Source organism: Azospirillum brasilense, assembly GCF_001315015.1.
Lineage (GTDB): Bacteria > Pseudomonadota > Alphaproteobacteria > Azospirillales > Azospirillaceae > Azospirillum > Azospirillum brasilense.
This window is the reverse complement of the sequence record NZ_CP012915.1, coordinates 504,748-520,079: the sequence shown is the minus strand read 5'-3', so window position 1 is coordinate 520,079 and position 15,332 is coordinate 504,748. Positions and strand designations below refer to the sequence as shown.

At 65.6% G+C, this 15,332-nt stretch carries 12 protein-coding genes and 1 pseudogene; 6 read left to right on the top strand and 7 right to left on the bottom strand.

Annotated features, from left to right (window positions below; translation table 11 throughout):
• Positions 1–43: 43 nt before the first annotated feature.
• Positions 44–286 (top strand): annotated as a pseudogene (locus AMK58_RS16090) (transposase); the annotation flags it as partial.
• A gap of 290 nt (positions 287–576) precedes the next feature.
• Here AMK58_RS16090 and AMK58_RS29650 read toward each other — a convergent pair.
• Positions 577–897 carry a hypothetical protein gene (locus AMK58_RS29650; protein WP_079285370.1) on the bottom strand — a complete coding sequence of 107 codons (321 nt, stop codon included), beginning with the start codon at positions 895–897 and terminating at the stop codon, positions 577–579.
• A gap of 773 nt (positions 898–1,670) precedes the next feature.
• Here AMK58_RS29650 and rnr point away from each other — a divergent pair.
• From rnr to rpmG, 3 genes are all read left to right on the top strand, one after another.
• On the top strand, positions 1,671–3,971 hold the full coding sequence (rnr, locus tag AMK58_RS16085) for a ribonuclease R (protein WP_051140439.1): 2,301 nt from the start codon (positions 1,671–1,673) through the stop codon (positions 3,969–3,971).
• 215 nt (positions 3,972–4,186) lie between these two features.
• Entirely contained in the window at positions 4,187–5,713 is a 1,527-nt protein-coding gene (locus tag AMK58_RS16080; protein ID WP_035676640.1) for a S41 family peptidase, read from the top strand.
• A gap of 161 nt (positions 5,714–5,874) precedes the next feature.
• Positions 5,875–6,042 carry a 50S ribosomal protein L33 gene (gene rpmG / locus AMK58_RS16075; protein ID WP_012974790.1) on the top strand — a complete coding sequence of 56 codons (168 nt, stop codon included), beginning with the start codon at positions 5,875–5,877 and terminating at the stop codon, positions 6,040–6,042.
• A 109-nt stretch (positions 6,043–6,151) separates the two neighbouring features.
• Here rpmG and AMK58_RS16070 read toward each other — a convergent pair whose 3' ends face one another.
• The 5 genes from AMK58_RS16070 to AMK58_RS16050 all read right to left on the bottom strand — a co-directional run bounded on the left by AMK58_RS16070 (position 6,152) and on the right by AMK58_RS16050 (position 12,015).
• Positions 6,152–7,549 carry a PleD family two-component system response regulator gene (locus AMK58_RS16070; RefSeq protein WP_035676633.1) on the bottom strand — a complete coding sequence of 466 codons (1,398 nt, stop codon included), beginning with the start codon at positions 7,547–7,549 and terminating at the stop codon, positions 6,152–6,154.
• Positions 7,550–7,576: 27 nt separating this feature from the next.
• Positions 7,577–7,990, bottom strand: coding sequence for a response regulator (locus AMK58_RS16065; protein WP_079285369.1), 414 nt, complete (start codon positions 7,988–7,990; stop codon positions 7,577–7,579).
• A 150-nt stretch (positions 7,991–8,140) separates the two neighbouring features.
• Positions 8,141–9,877 carry a sensor histidine kinase gene (locus AMK58_RS16060; protein ID WP_276509484.1) on the bottom strand — a complete coding sequence of 579 codons (1,737 nt, stop codon included), beginning with the start codon at positions 9,875–9,877 and terminating at the stop codon, positions 8,141–8,143.
• A 109-nt stretch (positions 9,878–9,986) separates the two neighbouring features.
• Positions 9,987–10,781 (bottom strand): GGDEF domain-containing protein, encoded by a 795-nt coding sequence (locus AMK58_RS16055; RefSeq protein WP_079285367.1) that lies wholly within the window; start codon positions 10,779–10,781, stop codon positions 9,987–9,989.
• 247 nt (positions 10,782–11,028) lie between these two features.
• Positions 11,029–12,015 carry a 2-hydroxyacid dehydrogenase gene (locus tag AMK58_RS16050; RefSeq protein WP_059399176.1) on the bottom strand — a complete coding sequence of 329 codons (987 nt, stop codon included), beginning with the start codon at positions 12,013–12,015 and terminating at the stop codon, positions 11,029–11,031.
• 105 nt (positions 12,016–12,120) lie between these two features.
• On the opposite strand from AMK58_RS16050, the gene AMK58_RS16045 reads away from it, so the two are divergent.
• Both AMK58_RS16045 and AMK58_RS16040 read left to right on the top strand, forming a co-directional pair.
• The gene (locus AMK58_RS16045) at positions 12,121–12,999 is read left to right on the top strand and encodes a cell envelope integrity EipB family protein (protein ID WP_211105234.1); all 879 of its coding nucleotides are present in this window, start codon (positions 12,121–12,123) and stop codon (positions 12,997–12,999) included.
• Between the two features lie 148 nt (positions 13,000–13,147).
• A complete protein-coding gene (locus AMK58_RS16040) occupies positions 13,148–13,375 on the top strand; it encodes a hypothetical protein (RefSeq protein ID WP_035676652.1) in 228 nt (75 codons plus the stop codon).
• A gap of 115 nt (positions 13,376–13,490) precedes the next feature.
• On the opposite strand, the gene aspS is transcribed toward AMK58_RS16040, so the two are convergent.
• A complete protein-coding gene (aspS, locus tag AMK58_RS16035) occupies positions 13,491–15,320 on the bottom strand; it encodes an aspartate--tRNA ligase (RefSeq protein WP_035676653.1) in 1,830 nt (609 codons plus the stop codon).
• Positions 15,321–15,332 lie beyond the last annotated feature (12 nt).

The following is a 15,332-nucleotide window of genomic DNA, read 5'->3' as shown; positions in this document are numbered from 1 at the left end:
GGCCAAGAGCATCACGCGCTCAGCCAGCCCGGTGAGCAATCACCCGCACGTTGCCCGGAACACCAGCAACCGCCGCTCGGCGATCGACGGCCGGACCACCCGCCACCCCGGCTACGCCGTCAGCCTGCGGGTCCGCAAGCGGATCGAAGAGGTCTTTGGCTGGATCAAGGGAGCCGGCTTGCGCAAGACGCGCCATCGCGGAGCAGCCCGTGTCGGTTGGATGTTCACCCTGACCGCCACCGCTTACAACCTGATCCGCCTGCCCAAGTTGCTGGCCGCGGCATAATCGCGCCCGCAATCCGCCTGAACGGCGGTTCCGGGAGCCTCGGAGCGAGGAAAAACGCTCCGTCCCGACCAGACCGCCCGCTGAAACCCGCATTTTCAGCCTCAGCGGAGGCAAGAAGCCGGAATATGCTCGTTTTTCCGCGCCCTGCTAAGTCCACCAAAGCTCGAAATTCAAGCGCTCGTCACTGTTTCTGAGGATATTCACAAGCGCCCAACTCTCCATAAACCTAAGGTGGATATGGCAACGCAATATTTCACGCAGCCACCCCCGCGCCTCGCTCTATAACGCCCTTATGAAAGACTCGGAGCGACGCTCGCTGTTCCGACACCGAGCTTAGCGCGAGCGATAGTGTTGAGCGCCTCAGTGTCAGCAAATTGATAACCACCCTCAATGAGTTTTGTCGTGTAATGCTTGTTGTATAGGAAGGCGGCAATAATCCCTGCAATACCCCATGTCACAACAGATAAAATAATTAAGACCAAGCCAATAACCCAATCTCCGCGAAACAATGCAGGGAAGCCGCCGAAAAATAACGTCGTCCAACTAAAGCCGACAAACCCCTTTTTCGTAAGACCGGTTTGCGGATGCTTCATCATAACCACGGTAGCCATCTGAAATTCCTCGCGTTCTTGTGAGATAAGGTGGAATGCAAACCCAGCCGCCCTGGCAGGTGTCATTCAGACTACTCTTTCACAAACGCAAACACAAGCCACGGTGGGAATAAGATCATTACAAAATACGAATATGATAGAAAATTCCTGATTATAAGTCATTATTGGATTATCTTAATAGATAATGTATACCCTAGATTGCTGGACGCCGCACACCGCAAAGAGTTGGACTATTAAATGAAAAAGTCTAGATTTTTAATAAAAATCAAAAAATCACAAAATCGTTTTCCGCTAACGTAAAGAAACTTTGATTGTTCATTCGGAAAAAACACGCAGTCTGTTAATTGCTAACCTTAACCCCATCTGGCAATGCAACTAATAACTTCCACCCACTGGCGCATAAGTCACAATCATTATTGTAATTATTTAATATATTAATACATATGATTGACAAGTCACATAATTAATTGCATGATCGCTTCTATAACATTTTATGTATGTATTGGATGATTTTTATATTTTTGCGGACTTTTCAAGAAATATCAAATGCCTAATATGGATATTACGTGCGAATTCCACGTCATTACGACCAGTTTCTCCAAACTTATTCTTTGCCATCGCACCGAGCCTGAAACTGGTTGGCGTTGTCGTCAGCGGCACTTTCCCCACTCTAAACATGGCCGACAAGCGGCTTTGACGCGCTTCCACAGCGGTATCATGGCGTTGCTGTTGGATTTACCGCATTCAGGGCTTACTTAAGCGATCCACCCTTCATGGCACGAACTCCCTTGAACGACACGCCACGCCGCTCCGGCAGCTTTCCCGACAAGGACATGGTCCTCTCCTTCATCCGATCCAGCACGACACCGGTCGGCAAGCGCGAACTCGCGCGCGCCTTCAAGCTGTCTGGCAGCGACGATCGCGAGCGACTGAAGGCACTTCTCAAGGAGTTGGAGGCCGACGGTTCCGTGGAGCGTGGGCGCAACAAGCGCGTCGCCCCGCCGCAGTCGCTGCCGGAGGTCGCCGTGCTGGAGGTGACCGGCACCGATGCGGACGGCGAGGTTACCGCCCGCCCGGTCACCTGGACCGGCGAGGGCAACCCGCCGCGCATCTTCCTGATGCCTGAGCGGAAGGGCCACCCGACACTGGGGACGGGCGACCGGGTGCTGGCGAAGCTGAACCGCATCAACGACCGGCTTTACGAAGCGCGCACCATCCGGCGGTTGGACGGCACGGTGGGACGCGTCCTCGGCGTTTATTACCCCGCCGCGGACGGCGGGCGCATCGTCCCCACAGACAAGCGCAACAAGACCGAACTGCTGGTCCTGCCGGCCAACCGCAACGACGCCGAGCCGGGCGAACTGGTGCTGGCCGACCTGCTGCCCGCCGCCCGGCTGGGGCTGCCGCAGGCCCGCGTGGCGGAGCGGCTGGGCCACACCGCGGAGCCGCGCGCCGTCAGCCTGATCGCCATCCACACCCACGGGTTGCCCACCGACTTCCCGCCCGCCGCCCTGCGCGAGGCATCGCACGCCGCCGTGCCCTCCCTGACCGGACGGACCGACCTGCGGCACATTCCGCTGGTGACCATCGACGGCGCCGACGCCCGCGATTTCGACGACGCGGTATGGGCGGAGCCGGACCCCGACCCGGCGAACCAGGGCGGCTGGCACCTCCTCGTCGCCATCGCCGACGTGGCCTTCTACGTGCGCCCGAACTCGGCGCTGGACCGCACGGCCTTCGAGCGCGGCAACTCCGTCTATTTCCCCGACCGCGTCGTGCCGATGCTGCCCGAAGCGCTGTCCAACGACCTCTGCTCGCTGCGCCCGCAGGAGGATCGCGCCTGTGTCGCGGCGCATCTGTGGATCGACCGCTACGGCGCGCTCCTGCGGCATCGCTTTGTGCGCGGCCTGATGCGCTCCGCCGCGCGCCTGACCTACGAGCAGGTACAAGCCGCCCGCGATGGAGTGCCGGACGAGGCGACGGCACCGCTTTTGGAGACGGTCATCGCCCCCCTCTACGGCGCCTTCGCCTGTCTGTGGGCGGCCCGGCAGCGGCGCGGCACGCTGGAACTCGACCTGCCGGAACGGCGTGTGAGGCTGGACGAGCGCGGGCGGGTGGCGGAAATCGCGCCGCGCGAACGCCTCGACAGCCACCGGCTGATTGAGGAATTCATGATCTGCGCCAACGTCGCGGCGGCGGACAGTCTGGAGCGGGCGGGCATGCCCGGCCTGTTCCGCGTGCACGACCAGCCGTCGCTCGACAAGCAGGAGACGCTGCGGGAATTCCTGACCGGCATCGGCTACTCGCTGCCGCGGGTGCCCCGGCTGACCCCGGCCCATTTCACCGCGGTCCTCGACCGCGCCGCCGGCACGGCGGAATCGCAACTGGTCAGCGAGGTGATCCTGCGCAGCCAGTCGCAGGCCGAATACAGCCCGGAGAACATCGGCCATTTTGGCCTGTCGCTCGACCGCTACGCTCATTTCACCTCGCCGATCCGCCGCTACGCCGACCTGATCGTCCATCGCGCATTGATCCGCGCCCACGGTCTGGGGCCGGGTGGGCTGGACGACGCGGCCATGGCCGGGCTGACCGACATCGGCGAGCACATCTCGATGACCGAACGCCGCGCCGCCACCGCCGAGCGCGACGCCATCGACCGCTTCACCGCCGCCTTCCTGGCCGACCGTGTGGGCGCCCTCTTCACCGGGCGGATTTCCGGGGTCACCCGCTTCGGCCTGTTCATCCGGCTGGACGAGAACGGGGCGGACGGGCTGATACCCGCCAGCACTCTGCCCGACGACCAGTATGAGCATGACGAGCGCGCCCACGCCCTGGTCGGGCAACGTACGGGGCGCAGCTACCGGCTGGGCGCCGCGGTGAAGGTGGTTCTGATGGAGGCCGATCCGTTGACCGGAAGCACCCTGTTCGCCCTGCCCCGCGCCGAGGGCGCTTCCGCCGGGGATTTCGTTGGCAGCACCGATCATCCGTTGCAATCCAGCCACCCTGACCGCCCCCCGCGAAGCGCCCGTTTCGCGGGCCGCGCAACCCAGAAGCAACGGAAGCGTGGCCGCTGAGTCACAGTGGTGGACATTCCACGACAAAGAGTCTTGCCCCCGTCTTTTGTCCCGCCGGCCCTCATTTCTGAAGTGCTATTCCTTATCCATTCGAATCCGGCGGGCGACCGTCCGGGTCCGCCTGTGGGAAAGGAGGCCGCGTACGGCGCGCCATGGGCATACGGAAACGAGGATTTTCGCCGCGCGGGCGTCTGTCGGTCCCGCTCGCGGCCGCCATGCTCGCGATTGGTCTCGGAAGCCTCGGCGGGACGCTGCCCCGTCCGGCCGAAGCTGCCGCGACCGAAGCCGCCTTCATCAGCGAGCAGGTCTTTGCCGTCGCATACGGCAAGATCGCCGAGGTGTATCTCCAGCAGGTCGATTTCGGCCGCCTCGGGCTGGACGGCCTGAAGGGCCTTGCGACCATCGACCCGACCGCCCGCTCCGAGCGCCAGGGCAACACCGTCCGCCTGTACGTGTCCGGGAGCCTGATCGGCGAGTACGCCGCGCCGTCGCTGTCCGACGCCGCCGGCTGGGCCGCCTTGACCACCAAGGCGGTGGAACGCGCTCGTCTTTATTCTCCCACTCTCTATCAGGCGGTACCGGAGCGGGTCTATCAGGTCGTCCTCGACGCCGTGATGACGGACCTGGATGGCTATTCCCGCTACACCGGCACGCAGCGCGCCACCAGCGAACGCGCCCAGCGCGAAGGCTATGGCGGGATCGGTCTGTCGCTGGAGGCGGCGAACGGGCGCACACTGATCCGCAACGTGCTGCCGCGCAGCCCGGCCGACCGCGCCGGCATCCGCAGCGGCGACCAACTTCTCGCCATCGACGGCGACCTGACCGCCCGTCTGAACGAGTCGGACATGCGCGACCGTCTGCGCGGCCCGACCGGGACGATGGTCCTGCTGACCGTGGCGCGCGACAACAACCCGCCGCGCCGCGCCCCCATCCGGCGCGAGCGCGTGGTCCCCAACACGGTGAACGCCAGCGTGTCCGAGCAGGTCGGCGTGCTGAAGGTGGACCGCTTCAACGCCGCCACCGCGTCCAACCTGCGCGACGCCGTGCTGTCGACGCGGCAGAGCCTGGGCAAGGGCCTGCGCGGGTTCGTGCTCGACCTGCGCGGCAACCCCGGCGGCCTGCTCGACCAAGCCGTCGCCGTGGCCGACCTGTTCATCGCCCAGGGCAAGATCATCACGACCGAGGGCCGCCACCCCGACAGCCGCCAGCGCTTCGAGGCCGGCCCCGACGATATCGCCGAGGGCATGCCGCTGGTGGTTCTGGTGGACGGGCGCTCCGCCTCCTCCGCCGAGGTTGTGGCGGCGGCACTCCAGGACTCGGGCCGCGCGGTGGTGGTGGGCGCCTCCTCCTACGGGAAGGGCAGCGTCCAGACGGTCACCCGCTTGCCCAACGACGGTGAGCTGTTCCTGACCTGGAGCCGCATCTACACGCCCGCCGGCTATACCCTGCACCGCCAGGGCGTGCAGCCGACGGTCTGCACCAGCCGCACCGGCCAGGACGATCCCGTCGCCCTGCTGTCCGATCTGCGCGACGGCCGGGCGCGCCCGATGACCCAGTTCGCCGGCTGGCGCGCCCGTGCCGCCGACGACGAGGAGGCGCTGGCCCGCCTGCGCGAGGCCTGCCCGTGGAAGGAGCATGAACCGGAGCTGGACCTGAAGGTGGCGCTGCGCCTTCTCGCCGAACCGGCGCTTTATCAGCGCGCGGTCGCCCTGTCCTCCACCAACACCGTCGCGGAGCGCTGAGTCGTTTTCCGCCCCGAATTGCGGGCGAAAAAAGGACTCCGATCGGCCCTTCCGGCCACTTTACAAAGGCTTGACATCGCGGCTGTAGCGGGTATCTTCCCCCGCTACGACGCCGCCCCGCCGGGCTGGCGGGTCACGGATTTTTAGTCGGGATTGAGATCATGGCGAAGCAGAACACCGTCCTCATCAAGCTGGTGAGCACGGCCGACACCGGCTTCTTCTACGTGAAGAAGAAGAACCCGAAGAAGACCACCGAGAAGCTGTCGTTCCGCAAGTACGACCCGGTGGCGCGCAAGCATGTCGAGTTCAAGGAAGCCAAGATCAAGTAAGGTTTCCCGGACTGCCGGAATCAGAAAGGCCGCCTTCCGGCGGCCTTTTGCTTGTCTGAAGGATGATGGTTTTGGGGGGCGCCGGGGCCCCGTCGTCAGAGGGCAATCGTCAGGGAGCCATCAGGGCACTGGCGGGAGGGTCGGCGACAGTGCAGTTGCGCCCGGCGCGCTTGGCCTCGTACAGAGCCTCGTCGGCACGGCGGATCAGCCCTTCGGCGGTGTCACCCAGCCGGCCACCGACCGCCACGCCGATGGACACCGTGACCGGGATCTCGCCCACGTCGGCGGACACTTTGAACAGCGTGTCGGCAATCCGGGTGCGCAGCCGCTCCGCCACTGTCAGAGCCGCGTCGGCATCGGTGTCGGGCAGGATGACCACGAACTCCTCGCCGCCCAGTCGCGCCACCAGATCGAAGGTGCGCAAGTTGCGGCTGGCGCGGCTGGACACCTCCTTCAGCACCTCATCCCCCACAATGTGGCCATAGCTGTCGTTGACGACCTTGAAATGGTCGATGTCGAACAGCAGGATCGCCACCGGCTTGTGGTTGTCGATCGCCCGCTCCAGCAGCCGCGGCAGATGGGCATTGATGTAACGGCGGTTGAAGACGCCCGTGAGGCTGTCGGTGAGCGCCATGGACAGGCTCTGCTCGTAGTTCGCGCGCAGCCGTTCCTGATAGCGCTTGCGCCGGATCTGGGTGCGGGCACGGGCCAGCAGCTCGTTCCGGTCGATGGGCTTGCTGATGTAGTCGTTGGCGCCGAGTTCCAACCCCTTGGCGACGCGGTTCAGATCACCCTCTTCCACCATCAGCAGGATCGGCACCTGCCGGGTTCGCTCGTGCGAGCGGAGTTGGGAGCATAGGCGCAGGCCATCCTCGTTCATCAGCGTCAGGCTGATGACCACCAGATCCAGGTCGTCGCCCAGCGCGCGTTCCAACGCCGCGGCGCAGGTGTCGGCACTCATCACGTGACCATGGTCGCGCTTCAGCGTCTCCGCAACCCTGCCCAGATCAAGAAGCGAGTCCTCCAGCACCAGAACGCGGGCTCCCTCGAAGGATTCGCTGTTCAGCGTGCCGGTTGGCTCCAGCACCCCCAGTTGGCCGGAGGTCGTCTCGCGCAACCGCCACTCGTCCATCATCATCTTCAGGCGGACGAGCGACCGCACCCGCGCGAACAGAGCGATGTCGTTGACCGGCTTGGTCAGGAAATCATCGGCTCCGGCCTCCAGCCCGCGCACACGGTCGGCGCCGTCCGACAGGGCTGTGACCATCACCACCGGGATGTGCATGGTCGCGGGATTGGAACGGATCTTCTCGCACACCTCGAACCCGTCCATGCCGGGCATCATGACGTCGAGCAGAACGATGTCTGGCGACTCCCGCCGGACCATCTCCAGCGCTTCGGGGCCATTGCTGGCGGTGATGACGTTGAAATACTCGCGCGTCAGCTTCGCCGCGAGCAGCTTCACGTTCGGAAGGACATCGTCGACGACGAGGACGCGAGCGGACATGGAACGTGCGACCGATCCCGTAACAGGTTAGCGGAGGAACTTTTGAACAGATTCGAGGAACTTCGTCACCGAGATCGGCTTGGCGATGTAGTCTTCGCAGCCACCCTCACGGATCTTTTCCTCGTCCCCCTTCATCGCAAAGGCGGTCACTGCGATGATCGGAATGGACTTGAGCGCCGGATCATCCTTGATCCAGCGTGTGACTTCCAGCCCCGACACTTCCGGCAATTGGATGTCCATGAGGATCAGGTCCGGATGGTGCTCCCGCGCCATGGCCAAGGCATCCATGCCGCTGCGGGTCTGAAGCGTCGCGTAGCCGTGCGCCTCCAGCAGATCGTGGAAGAGCTTCATGTTCAGCTCGTTGTCCTCGACGATCAGGACACGCTTCACGGTTCGGTCGTCCATCGGCGCCTTCTTGGGGCTGTTCGGTTCCGCGAGCATCGTGCCACCCGCGCTCCTGCTTGCAGCGACCACACCCGGAGAGACCGGTATAGCCCGTTCACTGTCCCGCCGCGACGGTTAAATTGTCGTTAGCGATGCCGCCCACGGCCCGCGGCATCCCGTGAAGTTCCAAGGATTCCACCCATTCCGTCATGCGATCACCCGGTCCGGCGGGAAATGCAGGTCGATGCGTGTGCCCTGCCCCGGCGCGCTGGACAGGGCCAGCCGCCCGCCATGGGCCTCCACCAGGGAGCGCACGATGGGCAGACCCAAACCGGTTCCGGCGCCGCTGCGAATGCGGTCGCCCGGCACTTGCCGGAAGGGTTCCAGCACGGTGAGGCGGTGCTCCTCCGGAATGCCGACTCCGCTGTCGACCACGGTGATGCGCAGACCGGCTCCGGACATCTCCTCCGTGCGCGTCACGTCGATGGCGACGCGCCCACCTTTCGGGGTGAATTTGATGGCGTTGGACAGCAGATTCAGCAGTATCTGCCGCAACGATCGGCGGTCCGCGCGCAGGCGCGGCAGCGGCCGGGGGAACGAGGCGTCGAAGGCCAGCCCTGCCGACGCCAGTGACAATTCCTGAAGAGCGTACACCTCGCCTACGACGACCGCGACGTCCACATCCTCGTCGTGCAGCGCGACATGCCCCGCCTCAATCTTCGAGAGATCCAGCACGTCGTTGATGAGTTCCAGAAGATGTGAACCCGAGGCACGGATGTTGCCGATGCAGTCGCGCTGCCGGTCGGTCAGCGGTCCGGTGCCTGGATGCAGCAGGAAATCCGCGTAGCCGATGATGGCGTTCAGCGGGGTGCGAAGCTCATGGCTCATTCCGGTCAGGAAGTCCGATTTGGCCCGGTTCACCTCCGCCTGCCGCGCGGCCTGAGCGACGCGGCGTTCCCGCTCCACGGCGCGTTCGGCGGTATCCAGCATCAGGCTGAGCGCGTCGGCGGCCATGGCGACCAGCATCCGCGTGGACAGCGGCACCCCGTAGGGCCGCCGATGATGGCCAGAGATCACTCCCCACGGCTTGCCGCCGTGGGCGACCGGGACGGTCAGAGCCGCCCCCGCTCCCATCCGCCGCAGGAAATCCAACCGGGCCGGCGCAGGGCTGCGCAACTGCGCATGGGCCAGATCAGGTGGCGGCACCGTCGTGTCGGCGTGCAGCAGGGGAACTGGTTCCGCCGCATGGTCAGGGATCACGCGCACCCGTGGGCTCCCGTCCGGGGTGCCATCGAAGGCGATCGCCGGCAGGGCGGCACCAGGGAGAAGGTCCGGGGCGGCATGGTCCCAGTCCGGCGCTTGGTCCTTCGCCACCACCTCGCCGTTGCCGAAGGCATCGAAACGGCAGACGATCACTTGGTCAAGGCCGGTCATACGGCGAACGGCGTGGGCGGTGTGGGCGGCGATGGCCTCCAGTCCCGCGGCGTCGCGGAGACCGGCGATCCCCGGCATCAGGCCAAGTAGCGGTGCCGTGGCGGCGTTGTTCTCCGTCCCGGCGTGTGGCCGCTCGACCTCCAGAATTGCCCGTCCGCCATGCTCGTGCAGGAAGGCCGGAAGCGGCTCTCCTCCCGGCGGTGTCACGGCCGCATGCAACCCCAACGCCCGGAGGTCCGGCGGCAAGGCGCGCAGTTCCGTCAGCAACGCCGCAAGCTCGGGCAGTTCCAGCACGTCGATGCTGCGGCCCAACAACCGCTCCGGAGCCAAGCCGAGGAATTCCGCCGTGTTGGCGCTGCAAGCAAGGATCGTCGTACCATCGCTGCGCAACGCCACCAGGGCGCCATGCGGCTGTATCGCGTCGGCGACAGCGCGGGTGGATGATTGCTCAGTCGGGGATTGGGGCAATGGGGGATTCGGACGATCCGAAGACGTGTTCAGAGCAGACACCTTTGCGACGGAAAGGTGCAGATGCTGCGGCGGGATCACCGTCCGGTCAAGCGCGGCTTGGGGGGTGCGACAGGCTGACCAATCCGGGTTCCGCGCGGCGCGGCCCGGCTCAGCCGGTGGCCCGACGGTTCGCCGCGGAACGCGCGCCGGGCCGCGCGGCCTTGTGTCCCGACGAGTGCGGGCGACGCCCGGCCTTGTTGCTGTACATGTGGGAATCGGCGAGACGGATCACCTCCTCCTCCCGGTCGTCGGCCCCATAGGGCTGCACCCCGAAGGAAAAGCGGATCGGAAGGTCCGCGTTGTTCCATTGTACGCCGCGCCGACAGGCCGCCGTGGCGATCTGCCGGGCGCGGACAGCGCCGCAGGCTGCGTCGGTGTTCGCCAGCAGCAGGGCGAACTCGTCCCCACCCAGGCGGGCTACCACATCCTCCTCGCGAACCGCACCGACGAGCAGCCGGGCGACCTGCCGCAGATAGGCGTCGCCGGCCATATGGCCGTGGGTGTCGTTGATCCGCTTGAAGCCGTCCAGATCGATGATGACCAGCACCCCGCCGCCCTTGCCGTTTCCCTTGGCCCTCTGCCGCCGCGCGGCGGCGATCTCACGCCGGAAATGGCTGAAGAAGCCGCGGCGGTTCAGCAGACCGGTCAGTTCGTCCGTCATGGACAGGCTTTCCAGGTAGGCGATCCGTTCACGCTGTTCGGCAATGGTGGCGCGGGCCTCGGCAAGCTGGCTTTCCAGGGCCGAAGCCTCCAAGGTCACCGGCGCCGCCGCATGGGCGATGCGGGAGCCACGCAATGGGGACATTCGCAGCAGACGGTCGTGGGTCCCACGGTCGAAAGGCAGTCCGTCGTGATGTTCGGCGGCAATGACGTCCGGGTCCTGGGTGGTCACGACGGCGCTCATGGGCTTTCTCCACATGATCGGCACTGGCTGCGCCGTATTCACAGCAATCGCCGTGCCACATAAGGATTCCAGAAGCCTAGGCCTTTCGTCCCGGCAACTTCTGCCGGGCAAGGCCGCGCCTGGGCAGATTCTGCCCAGAGAACGGCCCGTTGCGGAAAATTTTATCTATTTTTGATTTATTTTTTATTTTGAACGGCTTTCGAACAAATGGCCTGTCCGGGATCGGACAGGTCCGCTCGCACCATCATCACACCACACAGTCCGGCGGTGCCGTCCCGGCGAAGAAAGCGTCCAGATTGTCCAGCGCCTTGAAGCCCATGGCATTGCGGGTCTCCACCGTGGCGCTGCCCAGGTGAGGCAGCAGAAAGGCGTTCTCCAGCCCGCGGTAGCCGGCGTGCAGATTCGGCTCGTTCTCGAACACGTCCAGCCCAGCGGCAGCCAACCGTCCAGAGGCCAGGGCGGCGATCAGGGCCTCGTCGTCAACGACGGAGCCGCGGGCGGTGTTGACGACGATGGCCCCTGGCGGCAGGCGCCCGATGCGATCCGCGTTCAGCCAATGGGTGGTTTCCGGAGTCGCCGGGAAATGCAGCGACAGCACGTCGCAAACCGCCAGCATCGCCTCGGGATCGGCGTGATAGACGGCCCCAGCCTCCTGGTCGGAGGGCAAACGGCGCCGGTTGGAATAGTGGATGGTCATGCCGAAGGCCCGCGCCCGCTGCGCCACCGCCTGCCCGATTCGGCCCATGCCGATGATGCCCAGCCGCTTTCCGCCCAGATGGGTGCCGAGAAGCTGGGTGGGCGTCCAACCGGTCCAGGTTCCGGCGCGGATCATCCGCTCCCCTTCCGACGCGCGACGCGCCGCGCCCAGCATCAGCAGCAGCGCGATGTCAGCGGTCGCGTCGGTCAGCACGTCCGGGGTGTTGGTGACGATCAGGCCGCGCGCCTTGGCCGCGTTCAGGTCGATGTGGTCGGTGCCGACCGAGAAGGTGGCGACGATCCGGACAGCCTCGGGCAGGGCCGCGATGGCCGCGGCGTCCAGCCGGTCACCGGCGGTGCAGAGGATGCCCTGGGCACCGGCCTCCCCCGCCAGGGCCGCGATGTCGGCGCCGGACAGCGCGCGGTCCTGCTGGTTGAGCCGGGCGTCGAAATCGCGCGCGGCGCGGGTCTCCACCGCGTCGGGCAGGCGCCGGGTCACCAGAAGTACGGGCCGTGATGCGGGAGAGTCGCTGCGCATGAATCAGTCCTCAGCCTTCCGTTTATTCGGGGGGTCGGGCCTTCCGCTCCGACGCCGAAACACCCATAATCCATCCGACGCTGCCAATCACCTGTGGATGTCGCTTTGCAGAACCGCCGCTCCGCCGCCCGCCTCGCCCTTTGCGCGACCCTCGGCGCGTTCCTGGTGTCCCTGACCGCTCTTCCCGCCGCCGGCCCGGCCCAGGCGGCCCCCGCCAACGCGGCCGGCGCGGCGGTGGGAGCGGCGGCCGGTGCCGCGGCGGGCATCCTGCCGCACCGCGCCGTCTACAAGATGTCGCTGCTGTCCGCCCGCAACAGCTCCAAGGTCAGCGACGTTCGGGGCCGCATGCTGTTCGAATGGGCCGACGCCTGTGACGGCTGGACGACGGAGCAGCGCTTCCAGCTCCGTTTCGTCTACGCCGAAGGCGACGAGATGGCGATGACCACCAACTACACGACGTGGGAGGCCAAGGACGGCCAGCGTTACCGCTTCAACGTCCGCAAGCTGATCAATGGGGAGGAGGACGAGGAGGTGCGCGGCGACGCCCGGCTGGCCAAGGACGGCACCGGCAGCGCCGCCTTCTCGAAGCCGGAGCCCCAGGACATGGAACTGCCCCCCAACACCATGTTTCCGACGGCCCATACTCTGGCGGTGCTCGACCACGCCAGCGCGGGCGAGACCTTCTTCAACCGGGTTGTCTTCGACGGCGCCGATTCGGAAGGGGCGACCGAAGTGTCCACGGTCATCGGCGCGGCGGCGCCGATCAAGGAGGACGGTGCCGACCCGCTGCTGAAGGGCAAGAAGGCATGGCCGGTGCGCATGGCCTTCTTCCCGCTGAAAAGCGACTCGGCCCAGCCGGAGTATGAGATGAGCCTGCGCCTGCTGCAGAACGGCGTCGCCGAATCCATGCAGATCGACTACGGGGACTTCACAGTGAACGCCATTTTGGAGAAGGTGGAGGCGCTGCCGAAATCGGGCTGCTGACGGCCAAGTGCAAAGGTCACAGCCCATGGCGCATTTCGTTACAATTGATTCTGCCATGTTTTGAGGAAACTGGCCTAGGCTGTGCATGGTGCGCGCCACGCCGCCGCGGATTTATGTCACGCACCGACAGCAGGATGAGGGTTTTCCTATGGCCAAGAAGCAGGTTTTGGTTGGACAGGTGTTCCAGACCGTTGGCGCGACCAACGGGCGGTCCTGGCGCGTGCGGGAGACCGTAACCCTGTTCGGCATCCCGCATGCCCGCGTGGTCAGCACGGAGGACGAGGGCGACGCGAAGACGCTGAGCTGCCTCGTCCTGGTCGATTCCAACTATTACCGCATGATCGGCTCGGCCCCCGTCGGCACCGTCGCGGCCTGACGCTTTTCCGGTCCTCCGAACAAGAAAGCCCCCCGGCCTCGCGGACGGGGGGCTTTCTTATTGGCCGCCCTTTCCCTCCCCATCGAAACGGGAAGGGAAAGAATAGCTTGAACCGTCAGGTGGCGGCCTTCGGCGTCTCGGCGGCGACCTTCGGCTTCGGCAGATCCAGCTTCAGGTGCAGTTCGCGCAGGCGTGCCTGATCCACCGGGGCCGGGGCCTGCATCAGCAGATCTTCCGCGCGCTGGTTGAGCGGGAAAGCGATGACCTCGCGGATGTTCGGCTCGTCGGCCAGCAGCATCACGATGCGGTCGATGCCCGGAGCCGAGCCGCCGTGCGGCGGGGCGCCCAGCTTGAAGGCGCTGAGCATGCCGCCAAAGCGGGCTTCCAGCTCCTCCGGCGGGTAGCCGGCGATCTCGAACGCCTTGTACATCAGCTCCGGCAGATGGTTCCGGATGGCACCCGACGACAGCTCCACGCCGTTGCAGACGATGTCGTACTGGTACGCCTTGATGTCCAGAGGGTTCATCGTGTTCAGCGCCTCCAGGCCGCCCTGCGGCATGGAGAAGGGGTTGTGGCTGAAGATGACCTTGTTGGTCTCCTCGTCCAGCTCGTACATCGGGAAGTCGACGATCCAGCAGAAGCGGAAGGCGTTCTTCTCGATCAGGTCCAGTTCCTCGCCGATCTTCGTGCGGGCGAAGCCGGCCAGCTTGGCCGCCGGGCCGGGCTGGTCGCAGACGAAGAAGACCGCGTCGCCGTCCTCCACGCCCGCCGCCGCGCGCAGCTCAGCCTGGGCGGCCTCCGGCACGAACTTGGCGATCGGGCCCTTGCCGCCCGCCGCCTCGAAGATGATGTAGCCGAGGCCCGGAGCGCCGAGACCGCGCGCCCAGTCGTTCAGCTTGTCGAAGAAGCTGCGCGGCTTGTCGGACACCTTCGGGGCGCGGATGGCACGGACCACGCCGCCCTTCTCCAGCGTCTGCTTGAAGGCGCGGAACTCCACGTCGTCGCGCTTGAAGACGGCGGTGACGTCGGTGATCTCCAGCGGGTTGCGCAGGTCCGGCTTGTCGTTGCCGTACTTCAGCATCGACTCCGCGAAGGAGATGCGGCGGAAGGGCGGCTTGTCGATGGCCGGCGGCGTTTCGCGGCGGAAGCCGCCGAACTCGTCGAAGATACCGTGCAGCACCGGCTCGATGGCGGCGAACACGTCCTCCTGGGTGACGAAGGACATCTCGAAGTCGAGCTGGTAGAACTCCCCCGGCGAACGGTCGGCGCGGGCGTCCTCGTCGCGGAAGCAGGGGGCGATCTGGAAGTAGCGGTCGAACCCGGCGACCATCAGCAGCTGCTTGAACTGCTGCGGCGCCTGGGGCAGCGCGTAGAACTTGCCCGGATGGTTGCGGCTGGGCACCAGATAGTCGCGGGCACCCTCCGGCGAGGAGGCGGTCAGGATCGGTGTCTGGAACTCGGTGAAGCCCTGGTCGATCATGCGGCGGCGCGCCGACGCGATGACGCGCGAGCGCAGCAGGATGTTCTCGTGGATGCGCTCGCGGCGCAGGTCGAGGAAGCGGTAGCGCAGGCGCACGTCCTCGCCGGCATCCGTATCCTGGTTGACCTGCAGCGGAATCTGCTCCGCCTCGCCCTGCACCGACAGCTCGGCGATCTGCACCTCGATGCGGCCGGTCGGCAGGCGGTCGTTGATGGTCTCCGCCGTGCGCTTGACCACCTTGCCGGTCACGGTGATGACCGATTCCAGCTTCAGCCGCTCCGCCGCCTGGAAGGCCGGGTTGGAGGTGTCGACCACGCACTGCGTCAGGCCGTAATGGTCGCGCAGGTCGATGAACAGGAGCTGTCCATGGTCGCGCTTGCGGTTGATCCAGCCCGACAGGCGGACAATCTGACCGGCGTTCTCTTCGCGAAGCTGGCCGCAGGTGTGCGTGCGGTAGGGGTGCATGGGTCGAAACAC